Raw genomic sequence first — 14,360 nt, forward strand, 5'->3', positions numbered from 1 at the left:
GAATGCCTCACTGGACGCTCTGCGTCCGCTTTTGGGACGCTCTGCGTCCTTGGCTACATTCCCACGCAGAGCGTGGGAACGATCAGGATGAGGCGGATTCAGGCTGTTGCTTCAACTGTGCCAATAAAGTTCGCCAGCTCCGCCGTCTGCGGATTGGCAAACAGCACCTTCGGATCCCCCACCTCATGCACCTTGCCGTGGTGCATGAATACCAGTTTGTCGCCGACCTCGCGGGCAAAGCGCATTTCGTGGGTGACCATGATCAGCGTCATGCCTTCCTTGGCCAACTGGCGCACCACGCTGAGCACTTCATTGACCAGTTCCGGATCGAGCGCCGAGGTGATCTCATCACAGAGCAACACTTTTGGCGACATTGCCAACGCCCGGGCAATCGCCACGCGCTGTTGCTGGCCGCCGGACAAGCGATCCGGGAAGGCATCGAATTTTTCCCCGAGACCAACCCGTTCGAGCATCTCGCGCGCCAGTTCCGCAGCCTTGGCCTTCGGCACTTTCTGCACCACTTGGGGCGCGAGCATGACGTTTTCGCCCACGGTCAGGTGCGGGAACAGGTTGAATTGCTGAAAGACCATGCCGACCTTCTGCCGCAAGCTGCGCAAATCGGCGCGGGCAGCGTCGAGGTATTCGCCGTCGACTTCGATCACGCCGTCGTTGATCGATTCCAGACCATTGAGGGTGCGCAGCAGGGTGGATTTGCCCGAGCCGCTGCGGCCGATGATCGCCACCACCTGGCCTTCCTCGACGCTGAGGTCGATGCCTTTGAGTACGTGGTGATCGCCGTAGTATTTATGCAGGGCGGAAATTCTAAGCAGAGGCATGCAGTCTCCTTTCCAGGTAGCGCGCACTGAGGGACAAGGGGTAGCAGAGCAGGAAGTAACCGAGGGCGACGAGGCCGTAGACCATGAACGGTTCAAACGTGGCGTTGGCGAGCATGCCGCCGGTCTTGGTCAATTCGGTGAAGCCGATAATCGAGGTCACGGCAGTGCCTTTGACCACTTGCACCGAGAAACCCACGGTCGGCGCCACGGCAATGCGTAGCGCCTGCGGCAGGATCACGTAGCGCAGTTGCTCCAGCGGATTGAGCGCCAGACTCGCCGAGGCTTCCCACTGGCCATTGGAGATCGACTCGACGCAGCCGCGCCAGATCTCTGCCAGATAGGCGCTGGTGAACAAGGTCAGGGCAATCGCCGCGGCCATCCACGGCGAGATTTCGATCCCCGCCAAGGCGACACCGAAGAACACCAGAAACAGCTGCATCAACAGCGGTGTGCCCTGGAACAGCTCGATCCAGGTGCGGGCAATGCTGCTCGACACAGAGTTTTTCGAGATGCGCATGATCAGGATCAGCAACCCGACGATCCCGCCGCCAATAAACGCCACCAGCGACAACGCCAGCGTCCATTGCAGGCCGACGAGCAGGTTGCGCAGGATGTCCCAGAAAGTGAAATCGCTCATGCGCGGCTCCTGCTGATGTAGCGCCGGCCGATCCAGTTCAGCAGTTGGCGAATCAGCAGCGCCATGCACAGGTAGATCAGCGTGGTCAGCGCATAGGTTTCAAAGGCGCGGAAGTTGCGCGACTGAATGAAGTTAGCGGCAAAGCTCAGCTCTTCGGTGGCGATCTGCGAACACACCGCCGAGCCGAGCATGACGATGATGATCTGGCTGCTCAGCGCCGGCCAGACCTTGCCCAGCGCCGGCAGCAGGACCACGTGGCGGAATGCCTCGAAGCGCGTCATCGCCAGCGCCGCAGCGGCTTCCAGTTGCCCGCGCGGAATCGCCTGAATGCCGGCGCGGATAATTTCCGTCGAATAGGCTCCGAGGTTGATCACCATCGCCAGCACCGCCGCTTGCCACTCGGAAATCTGCACGCCCAGCGACGGCAGGCCGAAGAAGATAAAGAACAACTGCACCAGAAACGGCGTGTTGCGGATCAACTCGACGTAGACGCCGAAGATCGCCGAGAACGGGCGGATGTTCCACGCCCGCACCAGCGCCCCGACAATCCCGACGCCGACCCCGAGCAACGCACCGATGGCCGTCAGCTCAAGGGTGAACAGCGCCCCGCGCAGCAACAGGTCGGTGTTTTCCACCACCGGCATGAAATCGAACTGATAAGCCATGAAGGTCTCCCGCGCAGTCGATCAGAGATCGGCCGGCAGCGGCTCTTTCAGCCAGGTCTGCGAGTTCTTTTCCAGGGCGCCGTCAGCCTTGGCGGTGGTCAGGATGTCGTTGACCTTGGCCAGCAGCGCCGCTTCGTTCTTGTTCACGCCGACGTAGACCGGCGAATCCTTGAGCTTCACTTTCAGCGCCGGCACTCGCTTCGGGTTCTTTTCACTGATCGCGACCATCACCACGTTGCCGCTGGCGATCAGGTCGACTTGCCCGGCGAGGTAGGCGGCGATGGTCGAGTTGTTGTCTTCGAAGCGCTTGATGGTCACGCCTTCCGGAGCGACTTTGGTCAACTCGATGTCTTCGATGGCGCCACGGGTAACGCTGATGGTTTTGCCCTTGAGGTCGTCGAGGCTGGCGATCGCCGCGTCTGGCGGGCCGAACACGGCGAGGTAGAAGGGGGCGTAGGCGCGGGAGAAGTCGATGACTTTCTCACGCTCCGGGTTCTTGCCCAGGCTGGAGATCACCAGGTCGACCTTGCCGGTGGTCAGGAACGGGATGCGGTTGGTGCTGTTGACCGGGGTCAGTTCGAGTTTGACCTTGAGCTGGTCGGCCAGCAGTTTTGCGGTGTCGATGTCCAGGCCGCGCGGCTTCATGTCCGGGCCGACCGAGCCGAACGGCGGGAAGTCCTGCGGTACGGCGACTTTCAGCGTGCCGCGTTTGACCACGTCGTCGAGACCGTCGGCGTGGGCGGGAGCCTGGCTGAGCAACAGAGAGGAAAACAGGGCGGCGAGGAGGGCGCTGTAACGCTTGGTCATGGACAATCTCCGGATCGGCGAGAAGTGATTTCTGCGTTCGGACAGAGCACGGGCCGTGCCAATACGCGGTTTTCGCCCCGGCAGGCCATGGTTTTAGCGGGTTTGTTCGGTCTTACTGGTCTGAACAGTCAGGTTGTTTTTCGCACTGCCATGGCGCACCGGCGTGGTTCGCCGAACCCCGCTGGGGCACGACTTGCCGGACTCGCCGAATAGCTTTACAACTAGCCGCACATTGGCCTGGCGCGTCCGAAAAACCATGAATTCGATTTCCCGTGCGGTACCCGAAGTGGCGCTGCAAGCGATCCGCAAACTGATCACCGAACAGGGTTTCGGTGCGGGTGATGCTTTGCCTTCGCAGCGGGACCTGGCGCTGCAACTGGGCGTCAGCCGGGCGTCTTTGCGTGAGGCACTGTCGTCGCTGAGTGCGTTGGGTGTGGTCAGTATTCAGCCGGGCAAAGGCGTGTTCGTGCAGTCGCCAGTGGAATTGTCGCGTGGCGATAGCGCGCCGGGGTGGTCATTTGCGGCGCAAGCGTCGCCGCTGGATATCTTTCAATTGCGCTATGCGCTCGAAGGGTTTGCCGCCGGGCTGGCAGCGGTGACGTTGAGTACTTTCGATCTGGATGCGCTGGAAGACAATGTCGCGGCCATGCGCGAGCAATTGAAGGCTGGCGACTTTGAGGCTGCGGCGAAACTCGACTTCGAATTCCACCGCCGCATCCTGCTGGCCAGCGGCAATCAGGCGATGTTGAGCATCCTCACCGCCAGCGCCGAGATGTTCCTGGAGAGCCAGAAACTACCGTTCATCCGCGCCGAACGTGCGATGGAAACCTGGCAGGAGCACCGCAAGATCCTGCGCGCCCTCGCACGTCGGGCGTCCGGCGCTGCGCAAAAAGCCATGCAGGAACATGTGCGCAACGCGGCCCTGCGCACCGGAATTTCCTTCATTGCCCCCGCCACGGCGTGACTTGAGCTATACCCAAACTCATCGAGTGCCATAGCAAGACTCAATCAACTGCGGCTTCCTGAACAGGGGAAGGGCGGCTATGATGGGCCACGTTTTTTTGCTTACAACCTGGAGAATTCCATGAGCAGCGATCTTATCAAACACGTTAGCGACGCTAGCTTCGAAGCCGACGTACTCAAGGCCGAAGGCGCTGTCCTGGTCGATTACTGGGCTGAATGGTGCGGTCCTTGCAAAATGATCGCTCCGGTTCTGGACGAGATTGCCGAGACTTACAAAGGCAAGCTGACCGTTGCCAAACTGAACATCGACGAAAACCAGGAAACCCCGGCCAAGCACGGCGTGCGTGGTATCCCGACGCTGATGCTGTTCAAGAACGGCAACGTTGAAGCGACCAAAGTCGGCGCCCTGTCGAAGTCGCAACTGGCGGCTTTCCTCGACGCCAACATCTAAGCGTCGCTGTAAAGTGCCTGAAAAAAAGCCCCGCAAAATAGCGGGGCTTTTTGCGTATTCAGGGCTAGACGCTCCGAAACTCAGGTGGTACATTCGGCCCCGCACTGGTTTCTCCATTGCCCCCTGCTAGCCGTCGCCGACGCACTCCTTTTCGAATTAGTTCGCGATCCTGTCGCCTTCTCCGCGGCGCGGCCTCATTAAGCCAAAAGCTTAATTTCCCCCCCTCCATAAATGATTACGTCATTCCTATATGAATCTGACTGAACTCAAGCAAAAGCCGATTACCGAACTGCTCGAATTGGCCGAACAGATGGGCATAGAAAATATGGCCCGTTCGCGCAAGCAGGACGTGATTTTCTCCCTGCTGAAAAAGCACGCGAAAAGCGGCGAGGAAATCTCCGGTGATGGCGTGCTGGAGATTCTCCAGGACGGCTTCGGCTTCCTGCGCTCCGCTGACGCTTCCTACCTGGCCGGCCCGGACGATATCTACGTCTCGCCAAGCCAGATCCGCCGTTTCAACTTGCGCACCGGTGACACCATCGTTGGCAAGATCCGCCCTCCGAAGGAAGGCGAGCGGTATTTCGCCCTGCTCAAGGTCGACACGATCAACTTCGATCGTCCCGAGAACGCGAAAAACAAGATTCTCTTCGAGAACCTGACCCCGCTGTTCCCGACCGTGCGCATGAAGATGGAAGCCGGTAACGGTTCCACCGAAGACTTGACCGGTCGTGTAATCGACCTGTGCGCCCCGATCGGCAAAGGCCAGCGTGGTCTGATCGTTGCACCGCCGAAAGCCGGTAAAACGATCATGCTGCAAAACATCGCAGCGAACATCGCCCGTAACAACCCTGAAGTTCACCTGATCGTGCTGCTGATCGACGAGCGTCCGGAAGAAGTAACCGAAATGCAGCGCACCGTGCGCGGCGAAGTGGTTGCCTCGACCTTCGATGAGCCGCCGACCCGTCACGTGCAGGTCGCTGAAATGGTGATCGAGAAGGCCAAGCGCCTGGTCGAGCACAAGAAAGACGTGGTGATCCTGCTCGACTCCATCACCCGTCTGGCCCGTGCCTACAACACCGTGATCCCGAGCTCCGGCAAGGTTTTGACCGGTGGTGTCGATGCCCACGCCCTCGAGAAGCCGAAACGCTTCTTCGGTGCTGCGCGTAACATCGAAGAAGGCGGCTCGCTGACCATTATCGCCACCGCGCTGGTTGAAACCGGCTCGAAGATGGACGAAGTGATCTACGAAGAGTTCAAGGGTACCGGCAACATGGAACTGCCTCTGGATCGCAAGATCGCCGAGAAGCGTGTGTTCCCGGCCATCAACATCAACCGCTCCGGCACCCGCCGCGAAGAGTTGCTGACGGCCGACGACGAACTGCAGCGTATGTGGATCCTGCGCAAGCTGCTGCACCCGATGGACGAAGTGGCTGCCATCGAGTTCCTGGTCGACAAGCTGAAGACGACCAAGACCAACGACGAGTTCTTCTTGTCGATGAAGCGCAAGTAATAAGCAAGCCGTTTGAAAAAAGCGTCCGAAAGGGCGCTTTTTTTTGCCTTGAATTATTTGTATCTGGATTGAAGTTTGCGCGGCTGATAACTTCGCGCCTTCAAGGGATTTTGTATCCAGAACAGGTAAGGTTTTTTCATGCACACGTTTGGCAATCGCCGTGATATCGACGGATTACGGGCACTGGCGGTTATTCCCGTCGTACTGTTTCATTTCGGATTCACTACATTCAGCGGCGGTTTTGTCGGCGTTGATGTGTTCTTCGTCATTTCCGGCTTCCTGATCACCTCGATCCTGTTCCGCGAAATCAGCGCCCAGCGTTTCAGTTTTCTCGACTTCTGGGGCCGTCGCGCCCGGCGCATCCTGCCGGCATTGACCGTCGTGGTTATCGTGACGCTGGCTTTAGGCTGGCTGTTGCTGACAGCCAAAGACCTGGCTGAACTCGGGCGGACGATTCGTTACCAGTCGCTGTTCATTTCCAACATTCTGTTCATGCGTGAAGACGGCTACTTTGCGCCGGCGTCGGAACTCAAGCCGTTGCTGCATACCTGGTCGCTGGCGGTGGAAGAGCAGTACTACATCTTCTTCCCGTTGATGATGGTCTTGCTGATGCGCTACGTCCGTCATTGGCGCTGGATGCTGTTTGCCGTGCTGCTGGTGTCGTTCGGTTTGAACATCATCTATATCGAACGCCGGCCGGAGTTTGCCTTTTTCGCCCTGCCGACCCGCGCCTGGGAATTGCTCTGCGGTGCGATGTTGGCGGTAATGCCCGTACCCAAGCATGTTGCGCGGCCATGGCTGCGGCAGTCCGTTGGCCTGGCCGGGCTGGCGGCGGTGCTGGTGGCGGTGTTTACCTTCGACAAAACCACAGTGTTCCCGGGTTGGGCGGCGCTGTTGCCGGTATTGGGCACGACGGCGTTGATCTGGTCGGGCGCCCAGGGGGAGACATGGGCTGGCCGGTTATTGAGTGTCCGGGCTCTGGTCTGGATCGGCTTGCTGTCCTACTCGTTTTACCTGTGGCATTGGCCGGTCTATGTGTATGCCAACGCGATTTCCATCGATGGTATCCAGCCGCTCGAAGCCATCGGCTGGATCGCCCTGGCGTTGGTGTTGGCGTGGCTGAGCCTGCGCTATATCGAACTGCCCTTCCGTGAAAAGCGCGTGTTTGCCAGCCGTAACTCGGTGTTGGTCGGTGGCTTGGTGTCGATTACCGTGCTGGCGATTACCGGCTCGGTAATCCGCTCGGCAGATGGTATTCCGCAGCGCCTGAGCGGCAAGGCGCTGGAATATGCGCAATCACGCGAATGGAACGCAGGGCAGTCGAAGTGCATGCACTTGAGCACCGACAAGGCGCTGACCAAGTCCTGTCTGGTGGGCGGTGAGGAAAATATTGCGGCGACAAAAATGTTCTGGGGCGACAGTCACGCCGCAGCGTTGTTGCCCGCCATCGAAGGCAATGCCAGTCGCATGGTGCAGCCAGTGTGGTTGTACAGCCTGACGGGTTGCCCGCCGATCATCGATGACAGCCTGCGCCCGCAGTGCAAGGACTTCAACCAGCGCAACATGGACCGCGTCACGAGTCTGGGGATCAAGGACGTGGTGCTGGCGGCGAATTGGAGCCTGTACGTATATGGTCGCGAAGACGGCGATGGGGATCGGCAATTCCTGCTTGATCGCAAGGACAACCCGCGTCAGTCAGAGCAGCGTATGGCCAACGCCATCAAGGCGCGTGTGGCCGAGTTGCGCGAAGCCGGCGTGCAAGTCTGGCTGTTCAAGGAAGTGCCGCTGCAGCACAAGAGCTATATCGACCGCCTGACCAGCCTGGCCCGGATCGGCCGATCAGCAGAAGGCCTTGGTCGTCCGCTCAGTGAGCATCTGGCACGCCAGCAGTTTTTCACTGACCTGTTCGGCTCGATGAGCGCCGCCGATTCCGGTGTGCACGTCATCGATCCGACGCCGCTGATGTGCAAGGAAGGGCTCTGCGCCATCGATGTCGACGGCCACTCGCAGTACAAGGATGCGGACCACCTTTCCGACGTCGGCAGTGCCCGATTGAGCCCGTTGTTTGCACCGATCTTGCTGGGTGCCAGTCAGAATTGAGCGATCCCGGGCACTGACGGGCTGCTGTTTGCCCGTCAGAGCAGGTAGGATGTACGCCTATTTTGAGGGTGCCATCGTCAATGAAATTCAAGGATCTTCGGGATTTCGTGCAGCAGCTTGAGCAGCGCGGAGAGTTGAAACGCATCCAGATTCCCGTCTCGCCGGTGCTGGAGATGACCGAGGTGTGCGACCGCACGCTACGGGCCAAGGGCCCGGCGCTGCTGTTCGAGAAACCCACCGGCTACGACATCCCGGTGCTCGGCAACCTGTTCGGCACCCCTGAGCGGGTGGCTATGGGCATGGGCGCCGAGTCGGTCAGCGAGCTGCGCGAAATCGGCAAGCTGCTGGCCTTCCTCAAGGAGCCGGAACCGCCGAAGGGCTTGAAAGACGCGTGGTCGAAACTGCCGATCTTCCGCAAGATCATCTCGATGGCACCGAAAGTCGTCAAAGACGCGGTGTGTCAGGAAGTGGTCATTGAAGGCGACGATGTCGATCTGGCGATGCTGCCGGTGCAGACCTGCTGGCCCGGCGACGTCGGCCCGCTGATCACCTGGGGCCTGACCGTCACCAAAGGCCCGAACAAGGACCGCCAGAACCTCGGTATCTACCGTCAGCAAGTGATCGGCCGCAACAAGGTGATCATGCGCTGGCTCAGCCACCGTGGCGGCGCCCTCGACTTCCGTGAGTGGTGCGAGAAGCATCCGGGTCAGCCGTTCCCGGTGTCGGTGGCCCTTGGCGCGGATCCGGCGACCATTCTCGGCGCCGTGACGCCGGTGCCGGACAGTCTTTCCGAATACGCTTTCGCAGGGCTCTTGCGCGGTAACCGTACCGAACTGGTCAAGTGCCGTGGCAACGACCTGCAAGTGCCGGCCACCGCCGAAATCATCCTCGAAGGCGTGATCCATCCGGGCGAAATGGCCGATGAAGGCCCGTACGGCGACCACACCGGTTACTACAACGAAGTCGACAGCTTCCCGGTGTTCACCGTCGAGCGCATCACCCACCGGATCAAACCGATCTACCACAGCACCTACACCGGCCGTCCGCCGGATGAGCCGGCAATCCTCGGCGTGGCGCTGAACGAAGTGTTCGTGCCGATCCTGCAAAAGCAGTTCCCGGAGATCACCGACTTCTACCTGCCGCCGGAAGGCTGCTCTTACCGCATGGCCATCGTGACCATGAAGAAGTCGTATCCGGGGCATGCCAAGCGCGTGATGCTCGGTGTCTGGTCGTTTTTGCGACAGTTCATGTACACCAAGTTCGTTATCGTCACCGACGACGATATCAATGCCCGCGACTGGAACGACGTGATCTGGGCCATCACCACGCGCATGGATCCCAAGCGCGACACGGTGATGATCGATAACACGCCGATCGACTACCTCGATTTCGCCTCGCCGATCTCCGGCCTGGGCTCGAAAATGGGCCTCGATGCCACCCACAAGTGGCCGGGCGAAACCACTCGCGAGTGGGGCCGCGTGATCGTCAAGGACGACGCCGTCACCCAACGGATCGATGCCATCTGGAATCAGTTAGGAATAGATTGATGCGTGTAACCTTGCAGCCCTCCGGAGCAGTGCTTGAGATACAGCCCGGCGAGCGGATTCTCGATGGTGCGCGGCGCCTGGGCTACGAATGCCCGCAAAGCTGCCGCAACGGCAATTGTCATGTGTGTGCGGCGCTGCTGGTTGAAGGCCGCGTTGCGCAGGACGCCAAGGTGCACGACCACGGCGAGTTCTACACTTGCATAGCCGAGCCGCTGGAAGACTGCATCCTGCTGTGGGATGGCGTGCTCGCGCTGGGAGAACTGCCGGTGCGCAGCCTGTCGTGTCAGGTCATCGAATGCCGCGATGTGGGCGGCGACACTTGGCGCGTGCATCTGCGTGCGCCGGCGGGCAAGCCACCGCGTTATCACGCCGGGCAATACTTGATGATCGAGCGCGAGAACGGCGAGAAGTCGGCGTTCTCCATGGCCTCGGCACCGCATGGCGGGCGTGATCTGGAAATCCACGTGCTGGCGCGCGAAGCCAGTGCACTGAGCCTGATCGAACAGCTGCAACGCAACGCCATGGTGCGTGTCGAGCTGCCGTTTGGCGATACGCATCTGGCCGAGCTGCCCGACGGGCCGTTGGTGCTGGTCGCCGCCGGCACCGGCATGGGCCAGATTCATGCGCTGATCGAGCATTGCCGCGCCAACGGCTTCAAACACCCGGTGCATCTGTACTGGGGCGTGCGCCGCCCAGAAGATTTTTATGAGATCGAACATTGGGACGAATGGCTGAAGTTGCCTAACCTGTTCCTGCACAAAGTCGTCAGTGATCAATGCGGCTGGGAAGGGCGCTGCGGCATGCTGCACGAGGCAGTCTGTGAAGACTTCCCTGACCTGAAACCGCTGCACGTCTACGCCAGCGGCTCGCCGGCCATGGTCTACGGCACCCTCGACGCTTTGGTCGAAGCCGGGATGGATGCCCATCAAATGCGTGCCGATGTGTTCGCTTACGCCCCGCGCTCTTGAGCCTCGTGCTGAATCCGTTATAACTCCCTATATAGCCGATCGGTATTTATGTAATTGCATAAATACCGCTAGGTTATATATCAATCAGGCAATCAATTAAGAACTGTGCCATGGCACTCAAATTGCCTTAAAACATATGTGCCTTATTGTTACAGCGGTGCGTTCTATTAAGTAATTCTTCACCCGCGGGGAGCTGAACGCTATTCGCCATGAGCGCCATTGAAAACGCTTTTCTGAATTTGAATTACCCTCCGCGGCTCGATCTTGGGCCGCAGCTGACGCACGAACAACTTCTCGCTTCCATGCAATCGACCATGGCGCGCCACAAGGGCGGGCCGGTGTGGCTGTTCGCCTATGGTTCGCTGATCTGGCGGCCGGAGTGTTCGGCGGTGGAGCGGGTGCGCGGACGTGTGCATGGCTACCATCGCGGCCTGTACCTGTGGTCGCACGAGCACCGCGGTACGCCGGAAATGCCTGGTCTGGTGTTTGGTCTGGATCGTGGCGGTTCGTGCAGTGGCTTTGCCTACCGCTTGCCGGAAGACAATCTCGATACCGCACTCTATGCGCTGTGGAAACGCGAGATGCCGGTGCCGTCCTATCGGCCACACTGGCTCAACTGCCGTCTTGAAGATGGCAGTCAGGTTCAGGCCTTGGGATTTGTGTTGGAGCGACACCTGCCCAGCTATGCCGGCAACTTGCCGGATCACGTGCTGAGCCAGGTGTTCGAAAGCGCCAGCGGGCGTTACGGCACTACTCGCGATTATGTCGAGCAGACCGCGCACGCCCTGCGCAGCCACGCCATGCCAGATCGCAATCTGGAGGCGCGGCTCAAGCGCTGTCAGTCACAGGCCGATCAAGCGACCGCTTCACGGCTCTGACTGGCGACTTGCTTGTGCCACAGCGTCGGGGCCAGGAAGGCCATCGACAGCAGGCAAGCGCCCACCAGCAGGACAAAACCACCGTCCCAGCCGAAATGGTCCACGGTGTAGCCCATCGCCGCACTGGCCGCGACCGAGCCACCCAGATAACCGAACAGGCCAGTGAAACCCGCAGCGGTGCCAGCGGCTTTCTTCGGTGCCAGCTCCAGCGCTTGCAGGCCGATCAGCATCACCGGGCCGTAGATCAGGAAGCCGATCGAGAACAGCGCGATCATGTCGACGGTTGGGTTGCCGGCCGGGTTCAGCCAATAGACCAGCGTTGCCACGGTCACCAGTGCCATGAACACCATGCCGGTCAGGCCACGGTTGCCACGGAAGATCTTGTCCGACATCCAGCCGCACAGCAGCGTGCCCGGGATACCCGCCCATTCGTAGAAGAAATAGGCCCACGAGGTTTTATCGACGGTGAAACCCTTGGCTTCCTTCAGGTACGTCGGTGCCCAGTCCAGTACGCCGTAGCGCAGTAGATAGACGAAGACGTTGGCCATGGCGATGTACCAGAGCATTTTGTTGCGCAGCACGTATTTGACGAAGATCTCTTTCGCGCTGAATTCGTCTTCGTGGCTGGCGTCGTAGCCTTCCGGGTAATCGTTCTTGTACTTCTCGATTGGCGGCAGGCCAACCGATTGCGGGGTGTCGCGCATGGTGATGAACGCGAACACCGCGACGCCCAGCGCTACCGCTGCCGGTACGTAGAACGCTGCATGCCAGTCGTTGAACAAGCCCATGCCGAGCAGGAACAGCGGGCCGATCAGGCCGCCGCCGACGTTATGCGCCACGTTCCACACGGACACCACGCCGCCACGCTCCTTCTGCGACCACCAGTGCACCATGGTCCGGCCACTTGGCGGCCAGCCCATGCCCTGGGCCCAGCCGTTGATGAACAGCAGAATGAACATCATGGTCACGCTGGACGTTGCCCAAGGCGCGAAACCGAAAATGAACATTACCCCGGCCGAGACCAGCAGGCCGAACGGCAGGAAGTAGCGCGGGTTGGAACGGTCGGACACCAGGCCCATGAGGAATTTCGACAAACCATAAGCGATGGCGATTGCCGACATCGCCAGACCCAGGTCGCCGCGGCTGTAGCCTTCGTCGATCAGGTACGGCATGGCCAGGGAAAAGTTTTTGCGCAGCAGGTAGTAACCCGCGTAGCCAAAGAAAATACCGGCGAAGATCTGCCAGCGCAGGCGTCGGTAGGTGCTGTCTATTTTTTCTTCAGGCAATGGAGCCTGATGTGCGGCAGGACGAAAGAAAGCAAACATTCAAGAGCTCCAGATTTCTTGTTTTGACTGCGGATGCGAATGTTACAGTTTCGTTACCGAAAATAGCACCGGTTCGCATCGAGCAAATAGCGGAAAATGTTGGAAGTCGCGTGTTCCTTTACGAACCTGTCGCTCAGCTGTAAGAACAGGGCGTTTTTGTCGCGCTCGGGACGTTGTGACTTAGACTCGCGATCTACAGATCGACTGATATCTCGAGATAAGCGATGACCCGGAAAGTTCGCAGGCTATTGCCCAGACTGTTGATGGTCGCAGCGGTGACTGTTTCAGTGTTGGCACTGAGCTTCGCCCAAGGTTCTGCAGCACCAGGCCTGCGCAATGTCACCGTATTGATCATCCGTCATGCAGAAAAGCCTGATGTCGGCCGAGAACTCAATGCCCGGGGCGAACAGCGCGCCGCGGCTTACGCGGACTATTTCACCTCGTTGCAGTTGGACGACCAGACACTCACACCCCAACGTCTGATCGCTACCGCCGACAGCCCGGAAAGCATCCGCCCGCGACAGACGCTGATTGCACTGTCCCAGCGCCTGCAACTGCCGATCGAGCAGCCCTACGCCAATAACGACGTCGACAAACTGGTCAGCTCGCTGCGCAAGAATAATCAGGCGAAAACCGTGCTGATCGCCTGGCACCACAGCCACATCAACAAACTGATTGCGGCGTTCGGCGGAGACGGCCCGGCACTGATCGGTCAGCCGAAATGGCCGGTGGATGTTTATGACTGGCTGATTGTTTTGCGTTTCGATGACAAGGGGCAGTTGATCAAGTCGCGTAGCGAGAAGGTTCAGGAACATCTGATGCCAGGCGATATTGCAGGCTGAAACGGTATAGGGTCCGTCAGAAAAGTTACCTTTGAGCATTCGCGTGGTGCGCTCGCCCGATTTACCGTCGTGTCTTGGGAAACGTCCTGCGTCCAAAGCAGAAGTTGCGCCATTCAGTTAAACGTCATAGCTCCGTAACCTTTGTGCTGTTGCCGGGATCGGCATTCGGGTGCTCAGGGGGCGGATCATGCGGTGGATTGTGGCGTTGCTTTTGTTGCTGGTCGGCGGTGTCGTGCAAGCGGCGGGAGCGCTGTTGATTCCCGAAGACAACCCCCGACCAATTTATCCACTGGCATTGTCCAGGGCCGGGATTACGGGAGAGGTTAAGGCTCGTTTCATCGTCAGGGCGGATGGCTCGGTCAGCGAAATCAGCATTCTGAAAAGCGACCACCCCGATCTGGCTGAAGCGGTCAGAGTTGCGCTGGTGCAGTGGCGTTTCAAGCCTTGGGCTGTAGAGGAGGACAAACCCGAAAAGCAGGAAGTCGTCGCGCCGATAGTCTTTCGGCTCGATCTGGATCAATCCATTCACGTCAACCAGCAACTGAAAGCCTTGCGATGCCGTGCAGTTAACGACAACCTCGCCAACATTGCAGAGTACTCATGGATCGATTCGACGGTGTTCGCACAAACCCGCGCCTATCTATCGAACGTCTTCCATAAAACTCAGCTACCGGAGGCACAGCGTCTGGCGATGATTGCCAGGATGAATCGGCAGGTTGAAAAGATTGTCAGGGCTTGTCGAGAGAGCCCTGCGCGCAAATTCATGAGCCTGTTGCCGGCGGATATTCGTGAGTTGCTTTGATAGCAAAGGCCAGTACAACCGAACCGGAC

At 59.4% G+C, this 14,360-nt stretch carries 14 protein-coding genes; 9 read left to right on the forward strand and 5 right to left on the reverse strand.

Annotation, left to right across the window (positions count from 1 at the left end; genetic code table 11):
- Window positions 1-98: 98 nt before the first annotated feature.
- Genes PMI23_RS26225 through PMI23_RS26240 form a run of 4 tightly spaced genes read right to left on the reverse strand, consistent with a single transcriptional unit; the run spans window position 99 to window position 2,945 of the window.
- Window positions 99-836 carry an amino acid ABC transporter ATP-binding protein gene (locus PMI23_RS26225; RefSeq protein WP_007911148.1) on the reverse strand — a complete coding sequence of 246 codons (738 nt, stop codon included), beginning with the start codon at window positions 834-836 and terminating at the stop codon, window positions 99-101.
- Entirely contained in the window at window positions 823-1,473 is a 651-nt protein-coding gene (locus tag PMI23_RS26230; protein WP_007911158.1) for an amino acid ABC transporter permease, read from the reverse strand. The genes PMI23_RS26225 and PMI23_RS26230 overlap by 14 nt, the downstream gene beginning before the upstream one ends.
- Complete coding sequence (locus PMI23_RS26235) at window positions 1,470-2,138, reverse strand: amino acid ABC transporter permease (protein ID WP_007911165.1); 669 nt, start codon at window positions 2,136-2,138, stop codon at window positions 1,470-1,472. The genes PMI23_RS26230 and PMI23_RS26235 overlap by 4 nt, the downstream gene beginning before the upstream one ends.
- Window positions 2,139-2,159: 21 nt before the next feature.
- Window positions 2,160-2,945: a transporter substrate-binding domain-containing protein gene (locus PMI23_RS26240; protein ID WP_007911166.1), complete on the reverse strand. Its 786-nt coding sequence runs from the start codon at window positions 2,943-2,945 to the stop codon at window positions 2,160-2,162.
- A 256-nt stretch (window positions 2,946-3,201) separates the two neighbouring features.
- Between PMI23_RS26240 and PMI23_RS26245 the strand changes: the two genes are divergently transcribed.
- From PMI23_RS26245 to PMI23_RS26275, 7 genes are all read left to right on the forward strand, one after another.
- Complete coding sequence (locus PMI23_RS26245) at window positions 3,202-3,909, forward strand: FadR/GntR family transcriptional regulator (protein WP_007911167.1); 708 nt, start codon at window positions 3,202-3,204, stop codon at window positions 3,907-3,909.
- A gap of 120 nt (window positions 3,910-4,029) precedes the next feature.
- Window positions 4,030-4,359: a thioredoxin TrxA gene (trxA, locus tag PMI23_RS26250; RefSeq protein ID WP_003206727.1), complete on the forward strand. Its 330-nt coding sequence runs from the start codon at window positions 4,030-4,032 to the stop codon at window positions 4,357-4,359.
- A gap of 250 nt (window positions 4,360-4,609) precedes the next feature.
- Window positions 4,610-5,869, forward strand: a complete 1,260-nt coding sequence (rho, locus tag PMI23_RS26255) for a transcription termination factor Rho (RefSeq protein WP_003229334.1) — start codon at window positions 4,610-4,612, stop codon at window positions 5,867-5,869.
- Window positions 5,870-6,007: 138 nt separating this feature from the next.
- Window positions 6,008-7,969 carry an acyltransferase family protein gene (locus tag PMI23_RS26260; RefSeq protein ID WP_007911171.1) on the forward strand — a complete coding sequence of 654 codons (1,962 nt, stop codon included), beginning with the start codon at window positions 6,008-6,010 and terminating at the stop codon, window positions 7,967-7,969.
- A gap of 80 nt (window positions 7,970-8,049) precedes the next feature.
- A complete protein-coding gene (ubiD, locus tag PMI23_RS26265; protein ID WP_007911173.1) occupies window positions 8,050-9,516 on the forward strand; it encodes a 4-hydroxy-3-polyprenylbenzoate decarboxylase in 1,467 nt (488 codons plus the stop codon).
- A complete protein-coding gene (locus PMI23_RS26270) occupies window positions 9,516-10,484 on the forward strand; it encodes a CDP-6-deoxy-delta-3,4-glucoseen reductase (RefSeq protein ID WP_007911175.1) in 969 nt (322 codons plus the stop codon). The genes ubiD and PMI23_RS26270 overlap by 1 nt, the downstream gene beginning before the upstream one ends.
- Window positions 10,485-10,693: 209 nt before the next feature.
- Window positions 10,694-11,362: a gamma-glutamylcyclotransferase gene (locus PMI23_RS26275; RefSeq protein WP_007911177.1), complete on the forward strand. Its 669-nt coding sequence runs from the start codon at window positions 10,694-10,696 to the stop codon at window positions 11,360-11,362.
- On the opposite strand, the gene glpT is transcribed toward PMI23_RS26275, so the two are convergent.
- A complete protein-coding gene (glpT, locus tag PMI23_RS26280; RefSeq protein WP_007911178.1) occupies window positions 11,338-12,687 on the reverse strand; it encodes a glycerol-3-phosphate transporter in 1,350 nt (449 codons plus the stop codon). The two genes, PMI23_RS26275 and glpT, sit on opposite strands and share 25 nt — an antisense overlap.
- A gap of 224 nt (window positions 12,688-12,911) precedes the next feature.
- Between glpT and PMI23_RS26285 the strand changes: the two genes are divergently transcribed.
- Window positions 12,912-13,529, forward strand: a complete 618-nt coding sequence (locus PMI23_RS26285) for a hypothetical protein (protein ID WP_007911180.1) — start codon at window positions 12,912-12,914, stop codon at window positions 13,527-13,529.
- A 187-nt stretch (window positions 13,530-13,716) separates the two neighbouring features.
- Complete coding sequence (locus tag PMI23_RS26290; protein WP_007911182.1) at window positions 13,717-14,331, forward strand: energy transducer TonB; 615 nt, start codon at window positions 13,717-13,719, stop codon at window positions 14,329-14,331.
- Window positions 14,332-14,360 lie beyond the last annotated feature (29 nt).

The organism is Pseudomonas sp. GM24, assembly GCF_000282235.1.
Classification (GTDB): domain Bacteria; phylum Pseudomonadota; class Gammaproteobacteria; order Pseudomonadales; family Pseudomonadaceae; genus Aquipseudomonas.

Bases quoted from the DNA above. Each gene is read 5' to 3' on its own strand.
- PMI23_RS26270 (WP_007911175.1), top strand. From the start codon at position 9,516: ATGCGTGTAACCTTGCAGCCCTCCGGAGCAGTGCTTGAGATACAGCCC.
- PMI23_RS26290 (WP_007911182.1), top strand. From the start codon at position 13,717: ATGCGGTGGATTGTGGCGTTGCTTTTGTTGCTGGTCGGCGGTGTCGTG.
- PMI23_RS26225 (WP_007911148.1), bottom strand. From the start codon at position 836: ATGCCTCTGCTTAGAATTTCCGCCCTGCATAAATACTACGGCGATCAC.
- PMI23_RS26285 (WP_007911180.1), top strand. From the start codon at position 12,912: ATGACCCGGAAAGTTCGCAGGCTATTGCCCAGACTGTTGATGGTCGCA.
- rho (WP_003229334.1), top strand. From the start codon at position 4,610: ATGAATCTGACTGAACTCAAGCAAAAGCCGATTACCGAACTGCTCGAA.
- PMI23_RS26245 (WP_007911167.1), top strand. From the start codon at position 3,202: ATGAATTCGATTTCCCGTGCGGTACCCGAAGTGGCGCTGCAAGCGATC.
- PMI23_RS26260 (WP_007911171.1), top strand. From the start codon at position 6,008: ATGCACACGTTTGGCAATCGCCGTGATATCGACGGATTACGGGCACTG.
- PMI23_RS26240 (WP_007911166.1), bottom strand. From the start codon at position 2,945: ATGACCAAGCGTTACAGCGCCCTCCTCGCCGCCCTGTTTTCCTCTCTG.
- glpT (WP_007911178.1), bottom strand. From the start codon at position 12,687: ATGTTTGCTTTCTTTCGTCCTGCCGCACATCAGGCTCCATTGCCTGAA.
- PMI23_RS26235 (WP_007911165.1), bottom strand. From the start codon at position 2,138: ATGGCTTATCAGTTCGATTTCATGCCGGTGGTGGAAAACACCGACCTG.
- PMI23_RS26230 (WP_007911158.1), bottom strand. From the start codon at position 1,473: ATGAGCGATTTCACTTTCTGGGACATCCTGCGCAACCTGCTCGTCGGC.
- ubiD (WP_007911173.1), top strand. From the start codon at position 8,050: ATGAAATTCAAGGATCTTCGGGATTTCGTGCAGCAGCTTGAGCAGCGC.
- PMI23_RS26275 (WP_007911177.1), top strand. From the start codon at position 10,694: ATGAGCGCCATTGAAAACGCTTTTCTGAATTTGAATTACCCTCCGCGG.
- trxA (WP_003206727.1), top strand. From the start codon at position 4,030: ATGAGCAGCGATCTTATCAAACACGTTAGCGACGCTAGCTTCGAAGCC.